Genomic DNA, 16924 nt, shown 5'->3' with positions numbered 1-16924 from the left:
CATAAGTTGGGTCCTTTTTATTGGTCTTGGATAAGTCATCCAAGTTCAGTATAAAGGACTTTTTTGCATATTGGAATAGGATACATAACATTGTGAAACATATTATGTTTCATGCAACACTAGTGAATTAGATTATATATGAAAATGATTGAGAGAAGCTGTTACACACCCATTAAGGTTCTGATGTTCTTTTTTCTTCCAACTAAAAAGGTATATCCTGAACATTATGTTCATAGATGACCTTCATAAAAAGTTTACAGTGTACTTCAAGAATTAAAATAGTAATATAAAACAAAGGTTTAGAAGAATTTTGAATGGAATATAAAATAGAAATTATATTGATTGCTGTTGGGAGGTAGTTGATATGGAAAAAATTATTAGGATTTTTCTAATTTTAGGATTAATAATTACAAATATTTTTAGCTATCAATCAAGACAATCAAGAAGTTACAAGATAATTGAACATAAGATTGGAATCAGTATTAAAACCCATAAAAGAAGATGTAAGCAATTTTTTAAAATTCAAAATGAAAGTGTGTTTATATGAAATCAAATCGCTTGTTTCAAATGGTCTATTTATTAATGAGTAATGAAAAGCTGTCAGCGAAAATGTTAGCCGATAAATTAGAAGTTTCAGTAAGGACTGTTTATCGCTATATTGATAATCTGTCAGAAGCCGGTATCCCAATTTATGCTAGTCAAGGGAGGAATGGCGGGATTTCTTTGTTGCCCCAGTTTAGAATAAACAACACCTTAGTTTCAGAGGACGAGCAGATAGACATATTATCCTCATTGCAAAGTTTAGTAGGAGTTGGGCAAAGCGATCAAGAAACGTTGGATAAACTATCCGCAATTTTTCAAAAAAAACCTATTTCTTGGATTGCAATTGATCCTACGAATTGGAGTAATAGTCAAGAACAAAGGTCGACATTAGCTTTGATAAAGCAAGCCATTTTCCAATCTGAATTACTTGCTTTTAACTATCTGAACTCTAAAAATGAAGAACTATCAAGAAAAGTCTATCCCTACCAGGTGATATTTAAAGATAAGGCATGGTACCTGAAGGGGTACTCCGTTGAAAGAAAAGATTGGCGGTTATTTAAATTAAATAGAATGCACGAGACTGCAATAGTTTCTACAGAATCCAAGTCCCAACGGACCATTGCTCCCGTAACTGCACAACAGGATGATAAAAAAACAGCTGAGTCAATATCCCTAACGTTAAAAATTCATACTAAGATGCGGTATCGCTTATTTGAAGAATTTACGCAAGAACAAATCAGCAAGATCGATGACAACTATTATCTTGTCAATTGTTTAGTCGATGACGGCGAATGGCTAGAGGGCTATTTGCTTTCATTCGGGCAAGATTTGCAAGTGTTGTCGCCGAATATAATCCAACAACGATTAAAAAAAGAATTAAAAAATATGCTTGAATATTATTAAAACATGACAGACTATTGTCATGTTTTTCTTTGTATACTTCAATTATTAAGAAAGGAAGTGTCGGGATGGGAGAACAATTGCCAGAGGTTATATTAAACTATATTGAAGCTAGTAATAATTATGACGAGAATGGATATGCCGACTGTTTTGCTGAAAATGGTGTCATCGATGAACAGTCAGTCGGCAGGGAGTTTGAAGGTAAGGAAGAAATCAAAGAGTACTTCAGAGATTATTTTATTGATTACAAGACTAGTACGAAAATCAAAAAATATCAGATTGAAGACAATGTGGTCACTGTAATGGTTATGTTTAAAGGTATTTTTCCTAATGGAGATCAAGGGATTTCAGGATATTATCAGTTCATTCTGTCACCGACAGGAAAAATTGAAAAGCTGATCGCTGATCTTAAATAGAATAGAGACAGCAGAATACAAGCTATGTACAAACTGCCTCCAGAACAAGTCTCTTTCGCTGCGGTTCTTTGGAAGTAAATTAACAATAAAGGAGAAAACAAGATGGATATCAATGAATTAATACAACGTTCTAATGAGGTTAGAGAGCAATATCATCGAATTGAGGAAGCAACACAGGGGAAAAAATGGACGATCGAACAAGATACACTAGCATTTTTGACCGACGCTGGTTTAGTAGGCCGGTTGATCATGGATAAAACAGGCAGTTGGCCGACTGGAGAAGATAACGAGAAATTATTGGAACACAAAATCGGAGAAAATATTTGGTGGCTTACAATTCTTGCTGATCAAGCGAATATTAATGTTGAACAAGTCTTAGATACTTTTTTGACAGAAACCCAAAAAAGATTATCAAATTAATAAGGGGACTTTTAAATGGCAGAGATTAAATCAACTGAACACTATTCGGCAACAAACACTCCAGAGATTGTCCATACAGAAGCTGTCCACTATTTATCAGTTCTTGGGAAAGGTGCTCCAGGAAGCGCTGAGTTCTATCGAAAGAAAACCTTGGTTGCAGACTTATTAAAAGTTTTAGATGCACAGATAGGTTTTCCAATTATAGAAGTTCAATATTGGTATCCAAAAGGCGCTGAATCAGTAAATATTGCTGATTTCTATACTGCTAATCCGTTATCATTGCTGGAATATCGTATCCTGACAAAAACGTCCCAACTTTTAACAAAGGAAAAAATTGAAGAGATCGTTTCTGCTAGTTCGAGTTCATATAAGACGCCTTCTGATATCGATATCCTTGAACCTTTTTCAATTCCAGCCCAAACAGTCATCCAAGTCATGCATCACGGCCCTTTTGCAGATGAATTCAGCACTCTCGCTGATTTAGAGCAGTATGCTGAACAAAATGGAGTAAGACGCAGCGGTCCTCATCTTGAAATTCATCTTGACTCATTTACAGCAAAAACACCTCAAGATAATCTGCGTACAATTCTTCGTGATCCTGTTCGCAATATATGAAAAGCAGCTAATATAATGCAAGTACCCCTAAAGTTAAATTAAAGGCTAACTTTAGGGGTACTTTTATAAATAAAATACGAGAAAGAATTTAACAGTGCGTAGTTGAGTCATACTCATCTGGAGCAACAGCCATGATTAATGATCTGTTTTCCTATTTGAAAGGTTAAAGTTCAGTATGTTCTAAAATAATATTCTCATTAAATTGTGTTTTTCGGCGATCAATATGTTCTTCGCCCCAAGTACATAATAATTCTAAAACAGGTTCCAAAGAGCGACCGTAAGTGCTTAAAGAATATTCGACTTTAGGTGGAACTTGTTCATAAACGGTGCGATCGATCACTCCAGAATCTTCTAACTCACGTAATTGTTGAGTCAACATTTTTTGGGTAATTGTGGGCATGAGGCGTTTTAACTCAGAAGGACGTCTAGTATTATGCTTTAAATGACACAGAATAATTGGTTTCCATTTTCCACCAATTACTTCAATGGTAGCTTCAACACCAATACCATAAACAATCGCTGGTTTCATTTTATTCTATTTCTCTCCTTTTTTATAGGTACTTTTTAGTTCCTATAGCACAAAAAAGTACCTACTTTCCATTAAGTTATATAGGGTCTATAATAACGACATGTTAGGCAAATGTAAATACAAAATTGGAGGAATATTTATGAAAATGCAAGAAATGGTCACTTTGAATAACGGAGTTGAGATGCCGACTTTAGGATTAGGTGTTTTTCGGGTGGAAGATTATCAAGAATTAGTTGAGGCAATTAAAACGGCTATTGTTGCAGGTTACAGAAGTATTGATACAGCAAGTATTTATGGCAATGAAGAAGCAGTAGGTGAAGGTATTCGTCAAGGGATCGCTGCAGCGGGAATTAGCCGTGAAGATTTGTTTATCACTTCTAAAATTTGGAATGAAGATATACGTAGTGAAAAAGTAATAGAAGCTTACGAAACAAGTTTAACTAAAATAGGCGTTGATTATTTGGATTTATATCTGATTCATTGGCCAGTTGCAGAACACTATGTTGCTGCATGGCAAGAAATGGAAAAAATTTATGCCGCTAAAAAGGTTCGTAGTATTGGGGTAAGTAATTTTCAAGTTCATCATTTAGAAGAATTGGCGAAACACAGTACTGTGACTCCGGTTATTAACCAAGTGGAGTACCATCCATTGTTAACTCAAGGGGAACTAAAGGGTTATTTAACAAAAAAACATATTCAAATGGAAGCTTGGTCTCCTTTGATGAATGGGGAAATTTTACAAAACGATTTAATTTTAGCATTGAGCCAAAAATATGGGAAGTCAGCTGCCCAAATTATTTTACGTTGGGATCTACAAAATGGTGTCATCACAATTCCTAAATCAACCAATAGAGGTCGTTTACTTGAAAATAGAGATATCTTTGATTTTGCTTTAACTGAAGAAGAAGTTGCAAGTATTACAGCACTAAACCAAAATCGTCGAATTGGACCAGACCCAGATAATTTTGAATTTTAGAAAGGAAGAGTAGACTATGAAAATGCAAATGACTGGATTAACCGCTCTTGTAACCGGATCGACTAAGGGGATCGGAAAAGCCATCGCTCTAGAGTTAGCCAGTGAAGGTGTAAATGTGATTATTAACGGTCGTAGTGAGGCAGGGGTTGAGGCAGTAATCGATGAAATTCAAACAAAGTTCCCTACCACTCATCCTCAAAGTGCAGTTTACGATCTAAGCCAGAAAAAAGAAATCAATCAATTGATGGAGAAATTTCCGCAAGTGGATCTGTTGATCAACAATTTAGGTATTTTTAAACCAACGAATTATTATGAGATTGATGATGAGGAATGGTTGCGTTTTTTCAAAACGAATGTACTGATCAGCAATACTTTAGCGAAATACTATTTGCCGCATATGATCAAAGCTGATTTTGGACGGATCGTTTTTATTGCCAGTGAAGAAGCGTTAATGCCTTCTGGGGAAATGGCTCATTATAGTATGACTAAAACCATGCAGCTTTCTCTAGCCAAAACCCTAGCCACCCAAACCAAAGGAACACAGGTTACAGTCAATACTGTTTTACCTGGACCGACTTTAACTGAAGGAGTGAGCGGGATGTTAGAAGAACTTTATGGAAAAGAAAACATAAGCTTTGAAGAACAAGAACGTCGCTTCATGGCGGAACATCGCAGTGCTTCTTTAATTCAACGATTTATTCCGGCAGAAGAATTAGGTCGCTTAGTTACTTTTGTTTGTAGTCCTCTAGCAAGTAGTTTTAGTGGTTCGGTTATTCGAGCAGATGGCGGAATGGTACCCACTATATTTTAGAAAACGAACAAGGAGCAGCTCGTTTAAGAGAAATAAATACAAGTTATGATAACAAGAGAGGTTGACAGATGATTCAATCATCTGTCAACCTCTAACTTTTTTATTGCCCAATTGACCCCAATAAAGTGTTTTTGTTGTTGGATGCTAATAGAACCAGCTAAATAAGCAAATTTTTTCTGGAAATAGTCACCCTTTGCGTAAGTATGAGAGTTTTTCATTTTTTTCCAAAAAAATAAAAAGCCGGAATATTTTTAATCTATCTTCCTATAAGTAATGTAAGCGATTATAATTCAAAGTAGAAAGATAAAACTGAGGACTGAAGGTGCTGCTTTATGAAGATTAAGTTTTTCTTAGCCAGTGTAACTCTTATGCTTATATTAAGTGGTTGTTCAACCATATCCCAATCTAAAGCTGAAGAATTGATCAGAGAAGAATACAGAAATCATTTAGGAGACACCACTATTATTTCTACAGAAGAGGACGCTGACGGCTATATTATCGAATGGGAAAATAAAAATAATAAACATCGTGGCACCAGTAAAATTTCGAATAATGGAGAGATCACCATCATTTATGCTGAAATCGAATAGAATTTGATACTAAAGATTAAATAGGCTAGTCAGCCGGAGCAAAACCAGAAAAAAAGCGAGAATACATCGTTCTCGTTTTTTTGCGTTCCATTGTGCATGAAAAATTCGGGAAAAGGGAACGCAAAATCAATTTGCGTTCCCTTTAAGATGAGTTTGCTCCAAAAAAAGGAACGCAAAACTAATTTGCGTTCCTTTTCGGGCGTAAAATTTGTCAAAAGGGCACGCAAATTGATTTTCGATACTTCAACTACAGCTTCTCTTGTGTTTCCTTCGTAATATCCATCATAGATTGAAAAAACTGAGTGACTTGCGGTTCGAATTGCGGGTCTTTTAAACGACTAATATTTTTCTCGATGACCGCTTGTTCGCGGCTAGCATCCAGTACCGGTAAATCATGTTCTTTTTTATACTCACCAACTTTTAAAACTGTGTTCAAACGTAATTCAAACAAACGAGTCAACTCTTGATCAATTGCATCAATGTCTTTGCGATATTGTTCTAGTTCACTCATTCGATTGTCCTCCCAGCATCAAATCCATCAAAACGATAGCGGTCACTGCCTCTAAGACGGGCAATACGCGAGGGACGATACAAGGATCGTGGCGACCTTCAACTTCCAGTTCGGTTTCTGTACCTTCTTGGATGTTGATCGTTTGCTGTTTTTTCTTGATGGAAGCAGGTGGTTTTACAGCAGCTCGAAAGACGACCGGCATCCCGTATGTAATTCCGCCGATGATTCCGCCATTGTTGTTGGTACGCGTTTTGATCTGACCTTGTTCATCGTAGTAGTATTCGTCGTTAGCTTCGGATCCACGCATCTTAGTGATGTCGAACCCTGTACCAAATTCAATTCCTTTGATGGCTGGAACAGCGAATACGAGGTGAGCCAATTGAGATTCAACCGAATCAAAGAATGGATTTCCATACCCGGCATCTAATCCCAAGATAAATGTCTCAACAATGCCACCTACAGAATCGCCGTCTTCTTTTGCCTCTAAAATCAGCTCGGTCATTGCCGCTTCTTTTTCAGCATCAAAGAGGGGAAGTTGCTGTCCTTTTAACTGCTCGATTTGTTCCAATGTGACATTTTCTTGATCATTAAAAGTCGTGTCTTCAATCGTTCCAATAGATTGAATGTGAGCGCCTATCGTAACGCCTTTTTGTGCCAGCCATTGTTGGCAAATAGCCCCTGCAAATACTAATGGAGCAGTAATCCGTCCTGAGAAGTGGCCGCTGCCTCGATGGTCGTTGTGCCCATTGTAACGGACACGTCCAGGGTAATCGGCTTGTCCTGGACGCATGACATTTTTCAGCACACTGTAATCTTTTGAGCGTGTATTGGTGTTCCAGATGATAGCTGTCAATGGTGCACCAGTTGTTTTCCCATCTAAAAGTCCGCTTAAGATCTCTGGATGGTCTTTTTCTTTTCTTGGTGTGGTCAATGCATTTTTTCCCGGTGCTCTACGCGCCATTTCAATTAAGACTTGTTCCATATCCAATTCCAAACCTGGCGGCAGGCCATTGATAGTGATTCCGATAGCGACACCATGTGATTCTCCAAATAATGAAAGTTGTAAATTGTTACCCCATATTCCGCTCATGAATTTCTCCTCCTAGTTGCTGAAATATTTCCCAAAAATCAGGATAAGACTTTTTGACACAGTCGCTGTCTTTTACGTGAATCGGATCAAGGCAGACAGTTGAAGCAATAGCCAACATCATAGCTATTCGATGGTCCTTATGGCTCCAAACATCTTGACCGCCTGCTAATTGAGAAACTCCTTCAATCAACAGTGAATCTTCTATGATTTCAATATGCGCTCCTAAAGCAGCTAACTCTTTTTGAGTAGCAACTAAACGATCGCTTTCTTTGATTCGCAATCGTTCCAAATTGGTAATCGTTGTTTTGCCTTTACTTAATGAAGCAACTAAAGCAACAACTGGAATGATATCCGGTATTTGGGCTCCGTCGATGATGTGTTCGCTCTCATCAGATCCGGTGCTCAATGTATTTAAAACATCTATAATAGCACGATCTCCTTGTAGAGAAGAGGAATCTAAACCTGTTACGGAAAGAGTATTTCCTAGTGCATTTGCACTCAGCCAGAATGCCGCTTGCGAATAATCTCCTTCTACTTCGTATTGACGGGCTGTATAAGCCTGATTGCCTTTAATCCGGAATTCTTGTCCATTTTCATCTTGTTTGACAACAATGCCAAATGATCTCAACACAGAAAGGGTCAAATCGATGTAGCCTTTTGATTCCAAATGAGTCGTGATTTTCAAGACAGAGTCTCCATTTAGTAAGGGCAAAGTCAGCAGCATGCCGGTAATGAATTGCGAGCTGATATCGCCGCGCATTTCATATATTCCAGGAGTTAGTGGTCCTTTGACGGATAAGTGCAAGTTTTTTGAATCAGCCAAATGGTAAGGGAGAGATTGATTTGCAAATAGTTCTTGATAAGGTTCAAGTGGACGTTTGCCTAATTGTCCTTTACCGACAAAATGGGTTTCCCCGGCAAATAATGTCGCTAAGGGAATTAAAAAGCGCAGTGTAGAGCCTGACTCATTGCAATCGATCGTGCGACTCTGGGAAGCTGTACCAAAACCTGCTCCATCAATAGTCAATGTCTGATGGTCATAGGAAATGACTGCTCCAAACGAGCGCATGCCTTCAATAGTAGCAATAATGTCATCTGATAGCTGGATATTTTTGATTGTGCTGCGGCCTGTTGCCAAACTGGCACAAATCACTGCTCGATGAGCCATACTTTTAGAGGGTGGGACAGTGACTTCTCCAGTTAGTTTTTTAGGAGTCAAAGTTAAATTCGTCATGCTGTTTTCCCTCCAGTTTTTAAAGAATCAAAGAATGAAAGAGCTGTTTGATGCCTTTGGGCAGAGCCGATGTCAGCTAAAAGGATCACCGTCAAATGTCCCTCGATATTTTTTTTGTCTTTAGTGATGTAAGGCAATAATCTAGGGTAATCCTCAAGAGACGCTAGTTGTGTAGGTAAATGATGCTGCTGTAAGAGCGCCGCTAGTCTATCAGTGGCTCCTGCTTTAGTCAGCTGCTGAGTTTCTGCGATCCTTGATATCGCGACCATACCAATGGCAACGCCTTGACCATGAGTGTATTTTTCATAATGGTAGTAAGCTTCGATCGCATGTCCCAATGTGTGCCCGAAGTTCAGCAGCATACGCTCACCCACATCTTTTTCGTCTGCTTGCACCACCGTTTGTTTGATCGTGCAGCACGTTTCAATGATCCACTCAATGTGCTGCATGACTTCTGTCCGTGAATAGAACTCCATGAGACGATCAAATAGATCCAGGTCTCTGATGCAGCCATATTTGATCACTTCAGCCATTCCATCAGCAAAAGCTGAATCAGTCAATGTCTCCAACACTAAAGGATCGATCAAAACAAGAATCGGATGGTAAAAAGCCCCAACTAAATTTTTCCCTTCTGGTAAATCGACACCCACTTTTCCGCCGACACTGCTGTCAACTTGAGCGAGCAGCGTGGTAGGGATCTGGACATAGGAGATGCCACGTAAGTAAGACGAAGCTGCGAAACCAGTTATGTCGCCAATCACACCGCCCCCCAAAGCAACGATCAAGTCGCTTCGGGTCAAACCAAACTCTGCTAAGGCGCTGTAAATCATGGGCATGGAGTCAAAGGTCTTGGTCTGTTCTCCGGGAGGCAAAACAATACACTGCACTTCAAATCCCGCTGCTTCCAGGTCTTTGACGACAGATGTACCGTAATGTTTATAAACGTTCTCATCTGTGACAATGGCGATTTTAGCCCCAGTAAAGACTTTTGAGACTTCATGACTGATGCTGTTGAGTAATCCTTTTTCAATTTTTAACTCATAAGTTACTTCCTGTGAGGGAAGTTTAACGGTCAGTACAGACATATCTTATCCCTCATCTTCTTAGTTTGTTAGAATAGTTGATGCTTCTTGTATCGAACGTCCTTCGAGATCAGCCAGCTTGCGAGCTTTTTCCATCAGTCCAGCGAATTCATCTGGTGTCAGACATTGTTCGCCGTCGCTCCAAGCATTGGCTGGGTCGTTGTGGACTTCGATCATCAATCCGTCTGCTCCGGCGACGATACCTGATTTAGCCCCTGCTTCCACCAAGTAAGACATTCCGCCAGCATGGCTCGGATCGACAATGATCGGCAGATGAGAGAGTTCTTTGATGACCGGAACGGCCTGGATATCTAACGTATTGCGTGTGCCAGTTTCGAATGTCCGGATGCCGCGTTCACACAAAATAACATTTTCGTTTCCTTCCGCCATAATGTATTCCGCTGACATCAACCACTCTTTGTAAGTTGCCGACAATCCGCGTTTCAACAGAACCGGTGTCTGCGTGCGGCCAACTTCTTTTAACAAATCAAAATTTTGCATATTGCGGGCACCGATTTGGATGATGTCAACAGAGTCTACAAATTGATCGATCCATTTGGTAGACATCAATTCTGTCACGATAGGCAATCCAGTTTCAGCTTTTGCTGTTTCAAGCATTCTTAAACCTTCCAGTTCAAGCCCTTGGAAACTGTATGGAGACGTTCTGGGTTTGAAGGCACCCCCGCGTAAGAAGTTCGCGCCAGCTTGCTTCAATTGTTTAGCGATTGCGACAATTTGTTCTTCACTTTCTACCGAACACGGTCCAGCAATAATCCCCAATTGATTTCCACCAATCGTTTCATTTCCAACAGTCACGATAGAGTTTTCGGGATGGAATTTTCTGTTTGCACGCTTGTAAGGTTCCTCTACTCGAATCACTTGTTCTACATTCGGAGAAGCTTGCAATTGATGCATTTCGATTCCACTAGTATCGCCGATCAATCCTAAAAAATCGCGTTTGATATCTGTAAAGTGACTCACAGCCACTCCTTTTGCTTCTAATTTAGCTGATAAATCTTTAATCGAGTTTGCATTAGTTCCTTGTTTTAATACGATAATCATAGTCATTCTCCTCTGTATTGTTAGTTTATTTTGTACAAACACCACACCATTACTGGTTCATATCGAGCTTCTATCGTGTAATCTGCTTTCTTTTCTCTTTCAAACACATCCTCACTGATGATTGTGTATTTCAAATTTTTCTTGCAGAAGGCTATCCAAGCTTTGTATTTACTGTCTGCAAATTCAATGGCTGTCTGCTCTTGTTGGGCAGTTAAGTATTTTTTCAAAAAAATCGTGGTGGCCGGATGGATCATCGCTCGGTCTTCCGCATAATATTTATTCTTTACTAAGACCATGGGCTTGGTTTTAAGTTGGAAAACGTCTACCAAATCTACTTTGTCCCAGTAATCATAGTTGAATTCTTTCCAGCCGTAATCTTTTCGAGCGCTTTTGAAAGCTACAGGAAACAACACGTACTGTTCAGAAAGGGAATCAATGCTGTGCAGCAAGCTATCAAAAGACGGATACTCCACAATCCCATCGTCTTGGGATTGCAGTAAAGATTCTGCGACGGCATAACTATCGGTGCTGCTTGGACCTAACGTATGAATAATCATCTATTCTTCCTCCACAAAAATTATTGAAAAACGAAAAAACGCCACACCCGATAGTCTTGTGAAAGAGTATCGAATGTAGCGTTGGGTGAGTTCACTAATAAATTGATGTTAGTTTAGTTCGTTGCCCCATTCGATTTCTTTCAAAATCTATAGGGCAACTGTTGTCAGCAGCTTAAAAATCTCTAGCCTCTATAGATGTGTTCCTAAAGAAGCTAAAGAAATAACTATTCAATTGTGGGGCCATTTTAGTTTGAAGTTGTAAGTTCATGTTGGTCTCTCCTCAAATAGTTATTTCAGCTGTTGTTCAACTGTGAGACCAATACTAACAATTAAAAAATAGGTTGTCAACAGATTAATTAGAAAAATATTAAAATGACCTAAGGGGCTGGTAACAGCAGTATGAAATTTACCGTTGTTTTTTAGCGTTCTTTTGTCTATACTTCAAACAATATCAAATTTTGAAAGGAGTTCGTCATGAAATTCTATGGATTATTCGGAGAAAAACTAACACATAGTTTGTCGCCAGATTTGCATCAGCTCATTTATCAAAAAATAGGATTGGATGCTGCGTATAAACTTTTTCCGTTCCCTCCAACACAGTTGCAACATGCGATGGATGGGATTCGAGCGCTGTCCATCAATGGAGTTAATGTTACGATTCCTTATAAAGAAGCCGTTCTCCCATATTTGGATGAGATCGATTCATTTGCTGAGAAATTGGGAGCAGTGAATACGATTGAAAACGTCAGTGGAAGATTGACAGGGCACAACACGGATTATAGCGGATTTGGGCTGATTTTGGACCGCAGAGGTTGGGATGTTAAAAACAAAACAGCTGTCGTTTTAGGGTCCGGAGGTGCATCTAAAACGGTTGAAGCATATTTAATAGATCATGGAATTAAGCACCTGTACATTATTTCTCGGGCTCCTGAGCGATTTGAAAACACAAAAAGGAAGACGTATACCAATTATGAAGAAGCGGGGACACTTGCTGGCGATTTTTTGATCAATACGACTCCTGTTGGGATGTATCCTAACGTCAACGGCACTCCGATAAGTAAAACGATCATCCAACGATTTGATTACCTGATCGACTTAATCTATAACCCTGGCGAAACAACTTTCTTAAGGCTGGGGCGGGAACAGAACAAACAAACTGCTAACGGCTTAGATATGTTGATTGGTCAGGCTGTTCGGGCAGTCGAGATTTGGGAAAAGTGTTCCATTGATGAGCAGGTCACGGAACAATTGATCTCTGAATGGAAAGGACGACAAGGTGAGGGGCTATGAAAACAAATATTGTGTTGATCGGGATGACGGGCAGTGGGAAAACCAGTATTGGAGAACTGCTGAGCCAACAGTTAACTTTACCGTTTAGAGATATGGATTTGTTTATTGAACAAATCACTCTTCAATCCATTCCAGAATTATTTGAAGTGAGTGAAGCTCACTTTAGAGCCATAGAGACGAAAGCTTGTAAAACACTGGCTGCAAAAGAAACTCACACGGTCATTTCATGTGGTGGGGGAGTTGTTCTCCAGCCAGAAAATATACAGGCTCTAAGTGAAACAGGCTGGATCGTATTTATTGATCGGCCGGTTGAACACATTATCGAAGATATCATCATCGGGCACCGGCCTTTATTAAAAGAAGGGGTAAATAAGCTATACCAATTGTATGAAGAACGGATCGATTTGTATCGATCAGCAGCTGACTTCAGAGTAGAAAATCAGACTACTTTGGACGACGTATTAAATCAGATCAAGGAGCAGCTTCCAGAAACGATAGCTTCTGTATGGAAGGAGGGGAGTAAAAAATGAACATTGCGATTGTTGGATTAGGTGTTATTGGCGGATCATTTGCTATGGGGCTTCAAGCGGCCGGGTATAAACAAGTGTACGGAATAGATGTCAATGAATCAACGCTGCAAACTGCGGTAGAACAAGGAATGATCCAAAAAGGATTTGTAAAAGCTGACGGTATTTTACAAGAGATGGATGTCGTTTTGATTTCTCTTTACCCAAGTCAGGTGGCACCTTTTGTCGAACAGCACAAAAACAACTTAAAAAAAGGAGCTATTCTGACTGATGTGACAGGCGTTAAGACAGCGATTATTGAAGAAGTGACTAAAGTACTGCCTTCAACTGTGGATTTTGTTTTTGCGCATCCGATGCGAGGCAGCGAAAAAAAGGGCATCTCTGGAGCAGATCACACGCGTTTCATAGGGGCCAATGTTTTACTTACTCCTACCTCGACAAATAAAGAGGCTTCTTTACATACCATTGAAAAGCTGTACAAGGAGATTGGATTTGCGGAAGTGACAAGGGTTTCTCCGGAACAGCACGATGAACAGATTGCGTACGTCAGTCAATTGATGCATGCTTTATCCGTGGCAGTCGTCAATAGTGCACAGGCTTCAAAAGAAACTCTGACGTTTGCGGGAAATAGTTTTCAAGAACTGACCAGAATTGCGGATATCAACGCTGACTTGTGGAGTGAATTGTTTTTAAACAACCGAACAGCCTTGTTAAAATCGATTGAACAGTTTGAGGTGGAATTGAAGGCTCTGAAACAGACGTTGGAAGGAAATGATGAAGAAGAATTGAAAGAAATCTTCAATAAAGCTGTTCAGCAGCGAAGAGAATGGTATATTGAATGATTCTTTTAATCGAATTTACAGGCTAGGTTGTTGCGCGAAATTTGTGTATGATAAGGGAGAAACTGATTGAGGAGGCGCTTCATGTTACAGCCTAACGTAAATGAAAAAACGAATGCAGAAGGATCTTTTTTTCAGATTTTTGAAGACGAAGATTTTTTGATCGAGAATGTCAATATATCTAAAGAAGTGATTGAACAACAAGCTATTCAGCATCCTGTTATTGAGCGGTGTGTATTTGAACACGTCATATTCGCAGCCAATGATTTCATTGGTATTGAGATCAGTAACTGTATATTTAGAAATTGCGACTTATCTAATTGTGATTTGTCCAAGGGATCGATTCACCGGACACATTTTTTCAATTGCAAAATGGTGGGGACTTTGTTCAGTGAAAATTATATCGGTGATGTTGATTTTCAAGACTGCAAAATGAATTTCGCTAATTTCAGCGACTCGAAAATTAAAGCGGCTCGGTTTGAAGGATGTCTGCTGAATAGCGCTGATTTTATTGAGTGTCTGTTTCAAACAACTGCTTTTTCTCAGTGTGATATCGATCAGGTTAACTTTTCAGGAACTCATTTGAAGAAGATGGACTTGAGCTCGTGTGATTTTAATCAGCTTTCCATCCAATCAGAGAATTTAAAAGGCTGTAAAATCAATTCTCGCCAAGCCAATTATTTCATCCAATCCTTTTTAGGCATTACGGTGGTGGAGTAAGGAGAATGGACTGGGTAAATTAAAAACTCATTCTTCATTTTGATGAAAATTCATCAAAACGAGGAATGAGTTTTTTTGATAGGCACGATTCTTTTAAACTAATTTGCATAAAAATCAGTTGATCCATTGCAAGAATATCGTAGAAGCCAGCAAAATGAGAAATACGAGACTAAGAATGGCGAAATGGATTTTGCGATACAATACGATATAAGCAATAAATTCGCGGATGAAAGCATTGGGCCAAAAATAGAAAGCTGTTTTTGAACCGATTCCTTGTGCTTTTAGTCCAGCGCGTTTAGCGTACATCCCAGCTCTCAATAAATGAAAGTTGTTGGTGACATACACAGCCTGATAATCATCCATTTTCCGTTCTTCCATTTTTTGTTTTGAAAAGCGCATATTCTCTTCGGTATTGACCGACTGATCTTCAAGAATAGCATCTTCTGGCGGCAAACCGTTGCTCAAAGCAAATTGTGCCATAGCTTCAGCTTCCGAGGTGGTTTCATTGGGTCCTTGTCCACCTGAAAAAATGATTTTAGCTCTCTTGTCCGTTTTTTCTCTTTGTTTGTGGTAGAAAGATAAAGCTTTATTGATTCTGCTTTGCAATAATGGAGGAACTTGGTTTCCATTTATCAGCCCGCTTCCCAAAACAATAATAAAATCTTTGTTGTATTTGGGAAAATAAACTTGGTACAGCATGGAAGAAATAAAAAATTCGATAAAGAAAAAGGCGATGTATTGAATACAAAAAATCGAAAACGTAAAAAGAAAGTGCAGTTGTTCAGGAAAATAATCTTGGATTGGAAAAAACGATAATACAAATAAACTTAAAATACCTAAGCCGGTGGCTAACGTCAGCGAGTTTCGTAAGCGTGCGCCTTCTCTTTTAAACAATATTCTGGCATTAATGAGCAGGAAAACCATCAATGCGAAACCACCTAGTAAAAGAAATGCCAGCCCAAGGATCGTGATAATAATAAATAACCAAAAAATAACAGGTGGGCGTGTGGTTAAAGCTTCATAAGTGATCGATAGATACAGGCTCAATAGAAACAAGGATAAAAAGAATCCATTGCTCACTTTTCGCCGATCTTGGAGATAAACCAGTAAAAAAATCAGCAATAAAACACCCGTCACAATATGTACCATTTCTTCTCCTTTCTGCAAATAAAAATCAGACAACTTCTGGTCAGCTGCTCGCTTCTTATATGATACAACTAATTGGGAAGGAGACGTAGTTTAACTAAAAGCTCTACCTCCTCTTATAGTACTATAAAACAGCGAAATACATCAGGCATTTGGCCTGGACAGATTGTCGTCTAGACAAAAAAACTGTAGGCACCGTTCAATTGTGACCACCACATTTTTTAAAACAATTAAATGCAGTTGGGTAATTTAAAAGCGCCCTCATTGGTTCTGAGACTCTTTTTTTACACCGCCTGGCTTGCGGAACATCAACTAGCGGATCTGAATGATAAAGTCTGGCACTTTAACGTTATTTAGCAGCCCAGAATGATGATGTCTAGCGATTGAGCTAACCCAGGCAAGCAGCTGGAAATGAACGTTAGTGGGGTTTTTCCACTAAATGGCCCAGCAGGAAGTTCAAATAAGTGTGTGCTTCTTCAAGAGTAATCGGTTGTCGTTTTAAGAAAATAGCCTCTAAAATCAACATCACCGTATTGCTGAAGTGATCAACAACTAACTCTATGGGAACTTCTTTGTTATCGAAGTGCAGATATTCATGAAACACATCTTGAATAACACGTTTCAAATAAATACTAAAATTAGCAATCAGTGAACTGTTGAGAGGATTGTGTTTTAAAATGTCGTTCAATAATTCGTTGTGAGAGGACAATAAATAATAGGTCCGGTCAAATAGTGTCGCCAATATTTTCTCTGAGTCAACGTGTTGCTGCTCATTAAGGTAGATTTGACTGCTTAGTAAGTGCCAGCAGTAATTCAATAGGTCGTATTTGTCATCAAAATAGTTGTAAAAAGTAGCTCTAGGGAAATTGCTGATCTCACAGATCTCGTTCACACTGATGTTTTCAAAGGGCTTTTTGGCCAGCAGAATGAACATGGTCTTCGAGAAAGCTTCGAGGGTCCGTTGAGCGCCACGAGTCGGTTTTTTAGACAAGTCATATTTCATGATCTCACTCACTTCTTTTTCAGATTTGCAATTCTGTCTAAGTTTAAACAGATAACAAAATCT

General features: G+C 39.0%; 21 protein-coding genes. 12 read left to right on the top strand and 9 right to left on the bottom strand.

The features are described 5' to 3' along the window. Positions 1–364 precede the first annotated feature (364 nt). From ACEN36_RS11145 to ACEN36_RS11125, 5 genes are all read left to right on the top strand, one after another. Positions 365–547 carry a hypothetical protein gene (locus ACEN36_RS11145; RefSeq protein ID WP_407102068.1) on the top strand — a complete coding sequence of 61 codons (183 nt, stop codon included), beginning with the start codon at positions 365–367 and terminating at the stop codon, positions 545–547. Then, positions 544–1446 carry a helix-turn-helix transcriptional regulator gene (locus ACEN36_RS11140; RefSeq protein ID WP_407126600.1) on the top strand — a complete coding sequence of 301 codons (903 nt, stop codon included), beginning with the start codon at positions 544–546 and terminating at the stop codon, positions 1444–1446. The genes ACEN36_RS11145 and ACEN36_RS11140 overlap by 4 nt, the downstream gene beginning before the upstream one ends. Positions 1447–1511: 65 nt before the next feature. Next, positions 1512–1859, top strand: coding sequence for a nuclear transport factor 2 family protein (locus ACEN36_RS11135; protein ID WP_407102070.1), 348 nt, complete (start codon positions 1512–1514; stop codon positions 1857–1859). Positions 1860–1961: 102 nt separating this feature from the next. After that, entirely contained in the window at positions 1962–2279 is a 318-nt protein-coding gene (locus ACEN36_RS11130) for a MazG-like protein (protein ID WP_407102071.1), read from the top strand. 15 nt (positions 2280–2294) lie between these two features. Next, complete coding sequence (locus ACEN36_RS11125) at positions 2295–2894, top strand: GyrI-like domain-containing protein (RefSeq protein WP_407126599.1); 600 nt, start codon at positions 2295–2297, stop codon at positions 2892–2894. A 163-nt stretch (positions 2895–3057) separates the two neighbouring features. Here the strand turns inward: ACEN36_RS11125 and ACEN36_RS11120 are convergent, their stop codons facing one another. After that, positions 3058–3423: a helix-turn-helix domain-containing protein gene (locus ACEN36_RS11120; protein WP_204211935.1), complete on the bottom strand. Its 366-nt coding sequence runs from the start codon at positions 3421–3423 to the stop codon at positions 3058–3060. 139 nt (positions 3424–3562) lie between these two features. On the opposite strand from ACEN36_RS11120, the gene ACEN36_RS11115 reads away from it, so the two are divergent. The 3 genes from ACEN36_RS11115 (at position 3563) to ACEN36_RS11105 (ending at position 5800) form a co-directional block, all read left to right on the top strand. Further along, positions 3563–4399 carry an aldo/keto reductase gene (locus ACEN36_RS11115; protein ID WP_407102074.1) on the top strand — a complete coding sequence of 279 codons (837 nt, stop codon included), beginning with the start codon at positions 3563–3565 and terminating at the stop codon, positions 4397–4399. A 16-nt stretch (positions 4400–4415) separates the two neighbouring features. Continuing rightward, entirely contained in the window at positions 4416–5210 is a 795-nt protein-coding gene (locus ACEN36_RS11110; protein ID WP_407126598.1) for an SDR family NAD(P)-dependent oxidoreductase, read from the top strand. Positions 5211–5542: 332 nt separating this feature from the next. Continuing rightward, a complete protein-coding gene (locus ACEN36_RS11105) occupies positions 5543–5800 on the top strand; it encodes a hypothetical protein (protein WP_407126597.1) in 258 nt (85 codons plus the stop codon). A gap of 247 nt (positions 5801–6047) precedes the next feature. On the opposite strand, the gene ACEN36_RS11100 is transcribed toward ACEN36_RS11105, so the two are convergent. From ACEN36_RS11100 to ACEN36_RS11075, 6 genes are read right to left on the bottom strand one after another with little or no spacing between them, the layout of a single operon-like run. Then, complete coding sequence (locus ACEN36_RS11100) at positions 6048–6311, bottom strand: chorismate mutase (RefSeq protein WP_204211916.1); 264 nt, start codon at positions 6309–6311, stop codon at positions 6048–6050. After that, the gene (gene aroC, locus ACEN36_RS11095) at positions 6304–7401 is read right to left on the bottom strand and encodes a chorismate synthase (protein ID WP_407126596.1); all 1098 of its coding nucleotides are present in this window, start codon (positions 7399–7401) and stop codon (positions 6304–6306) included. The genes ACEN36_RS11100 and aroC overlap by 8 nt, the downstream gene beginning before the upstream one ends. Next, on the bottom strand, positions 7382–8635 hold the full coding sequence (gene aroA, locus ACEN36_RS11090) for a 3-phosphoshikimate 1-carboxyvinyltransferase (protein ID WP_407126595.1): 1254 nt from the start codon (positions 8633–8635) through the stop codon (positions 7382–7384). Before aroA ends, aroC begins: the two co-directional genes overlap by 20 nt. After that, the gene (aroB, locus tag ACEN36_RS11085) at positions 8632–9720 is read right to left on the bottom strand and encodes a 3-dehydroquinate synthase (protein ID WP_407126594.1); all 1089 of its coding nucleotides are present in this window, start codon (positions 9718–9720) and stop codon (positions 8632–8634) included. The genes aroA and aroB overlap by 4 nt, the downstream gene beginning before the upstream one ends. An 18-nt stretch (positions 9721–9738) precedes the next feature. Next, positions 9739–10779, bottom strand: coding sequence for a 3-deoxy-7-phosphoheptulonate synthase (aroF, locus tag ACEN36_RS11080; RefSeq protein ID WP_407102081.1), 1041 nt, complete (start codon positions 10777–10779; stop codon positions 9739–9741). Between the two features lie 20 nt (positions 10780–10799). Next, positions 10800–11336: a hypothetical protein gene (locus ACEN36_RS11075; RefSeq protein ID WP_407096623.1), complete on the bottom strand. Its 537-nt coding sequence runs from the start codon at positions 11334–11336 to the stop codon at positions 10800–10802. Positions 11337–11810: 474 nt separating this feature from the next. Between ACEN36_RS11075 and aroE the strand changes: the two genes are divergently transcribed. The 4 genes from aroE (at position 11811) to ACEN36_RS11055 (ending at position 14712) form a co-directional block, all read left to right on the top strand. Continuing rightward, positions 11811–12626 (top strand): shikimate dehydrogenase, encoded by an 816-nt coding sequence (gene aroE, locus ACEN36_RS11070; protein ID WP_407096622.1) that lies wholly within the window; start codon positions 11811–11813, stop codon positions 12624–12626. Then, positions 12623–13156, top strand: a complete 534-nt coding sequence (locus ACEN36_RS11065) for a shikimate kinase (protein WP_079650605.1) — start codon at positions 12623–12625, stop codon at positions 13154–13156. Before aroE ends, ACEN36_RS11065 begins: the two co-directional genes overlap by 4 nt. Then, complete coding sequence (locus ACEN36_RS11060; protein WP_407102082.1) at positions 13153–13995, top strand: prephenate dehydrogenase; 843 nt, start codon at positions 13153–13155, stop codon at positions 13993–13995. Before ACEN36_RS11065 ends, ACEN36_RS11060 begins: the two co-directional genes overlap by 4 nt. A gap of 81 nt (positions 13996–14076) precedes the next feature. Beyond that, positions 14077–14712 (top strand): pentapeptide repeat-containing protein, encoded by a 636-nt coding sequence (locus ACEN36_RS11055; protein ID WP_407126593.1) that lies wholly within the window; start codon positions 14077–14079, stop codon positions 14710–14712. Between the two features lie 114 nt (positions 14713–14826). Here the strand turns inward: ACEN36_RS11055 and ACEN36_RS11050 are convergent, their stop codons facing one another. Together ACEN36_RS11050 and ACEN36_RS11045 are read right to left on the bottom strand one after the other, a co-directional pair. Continuing rightward, positions 14827–15861: a YdcF family protein gene (locus ACEN36_RS11050; protein ID WP_407126592.1), complete on the bottom strand. Its 1035-nt coding sequence runs from the start codon at positions 15859–15861 to the stop codon at positions 14827–14829. A 415-nt stretch (positions 15862–16276) separates the two neighbouring features. After that, positions 16277–16861 carry a TetR/AcrR family transcriptional regulator gene (locus tag ACEN36_RS11045; protein ID WP_407096618.1) on the bottom strand — a complete coding sequence of 195 codons (585 nt, stop codon included), beginning with the start codon at positions 16859–16861 and terminating at the stop codon, positions 16277–16279. Positions 16862–16924: the final 63 nt, after the last annotated feature.

It is taken from the genome of Desemzia sp. FAM 23989 (genome assembly GCF_045528345.1).
Taxonomy (GTDB): Bacteria; Bacillota; Bacilli; order Lactobacillales; family Carnobacteriaceae; genus Desemzia.
This window is presented reverse-complemented; position numbering and strand designations above follow the sequence as displayed.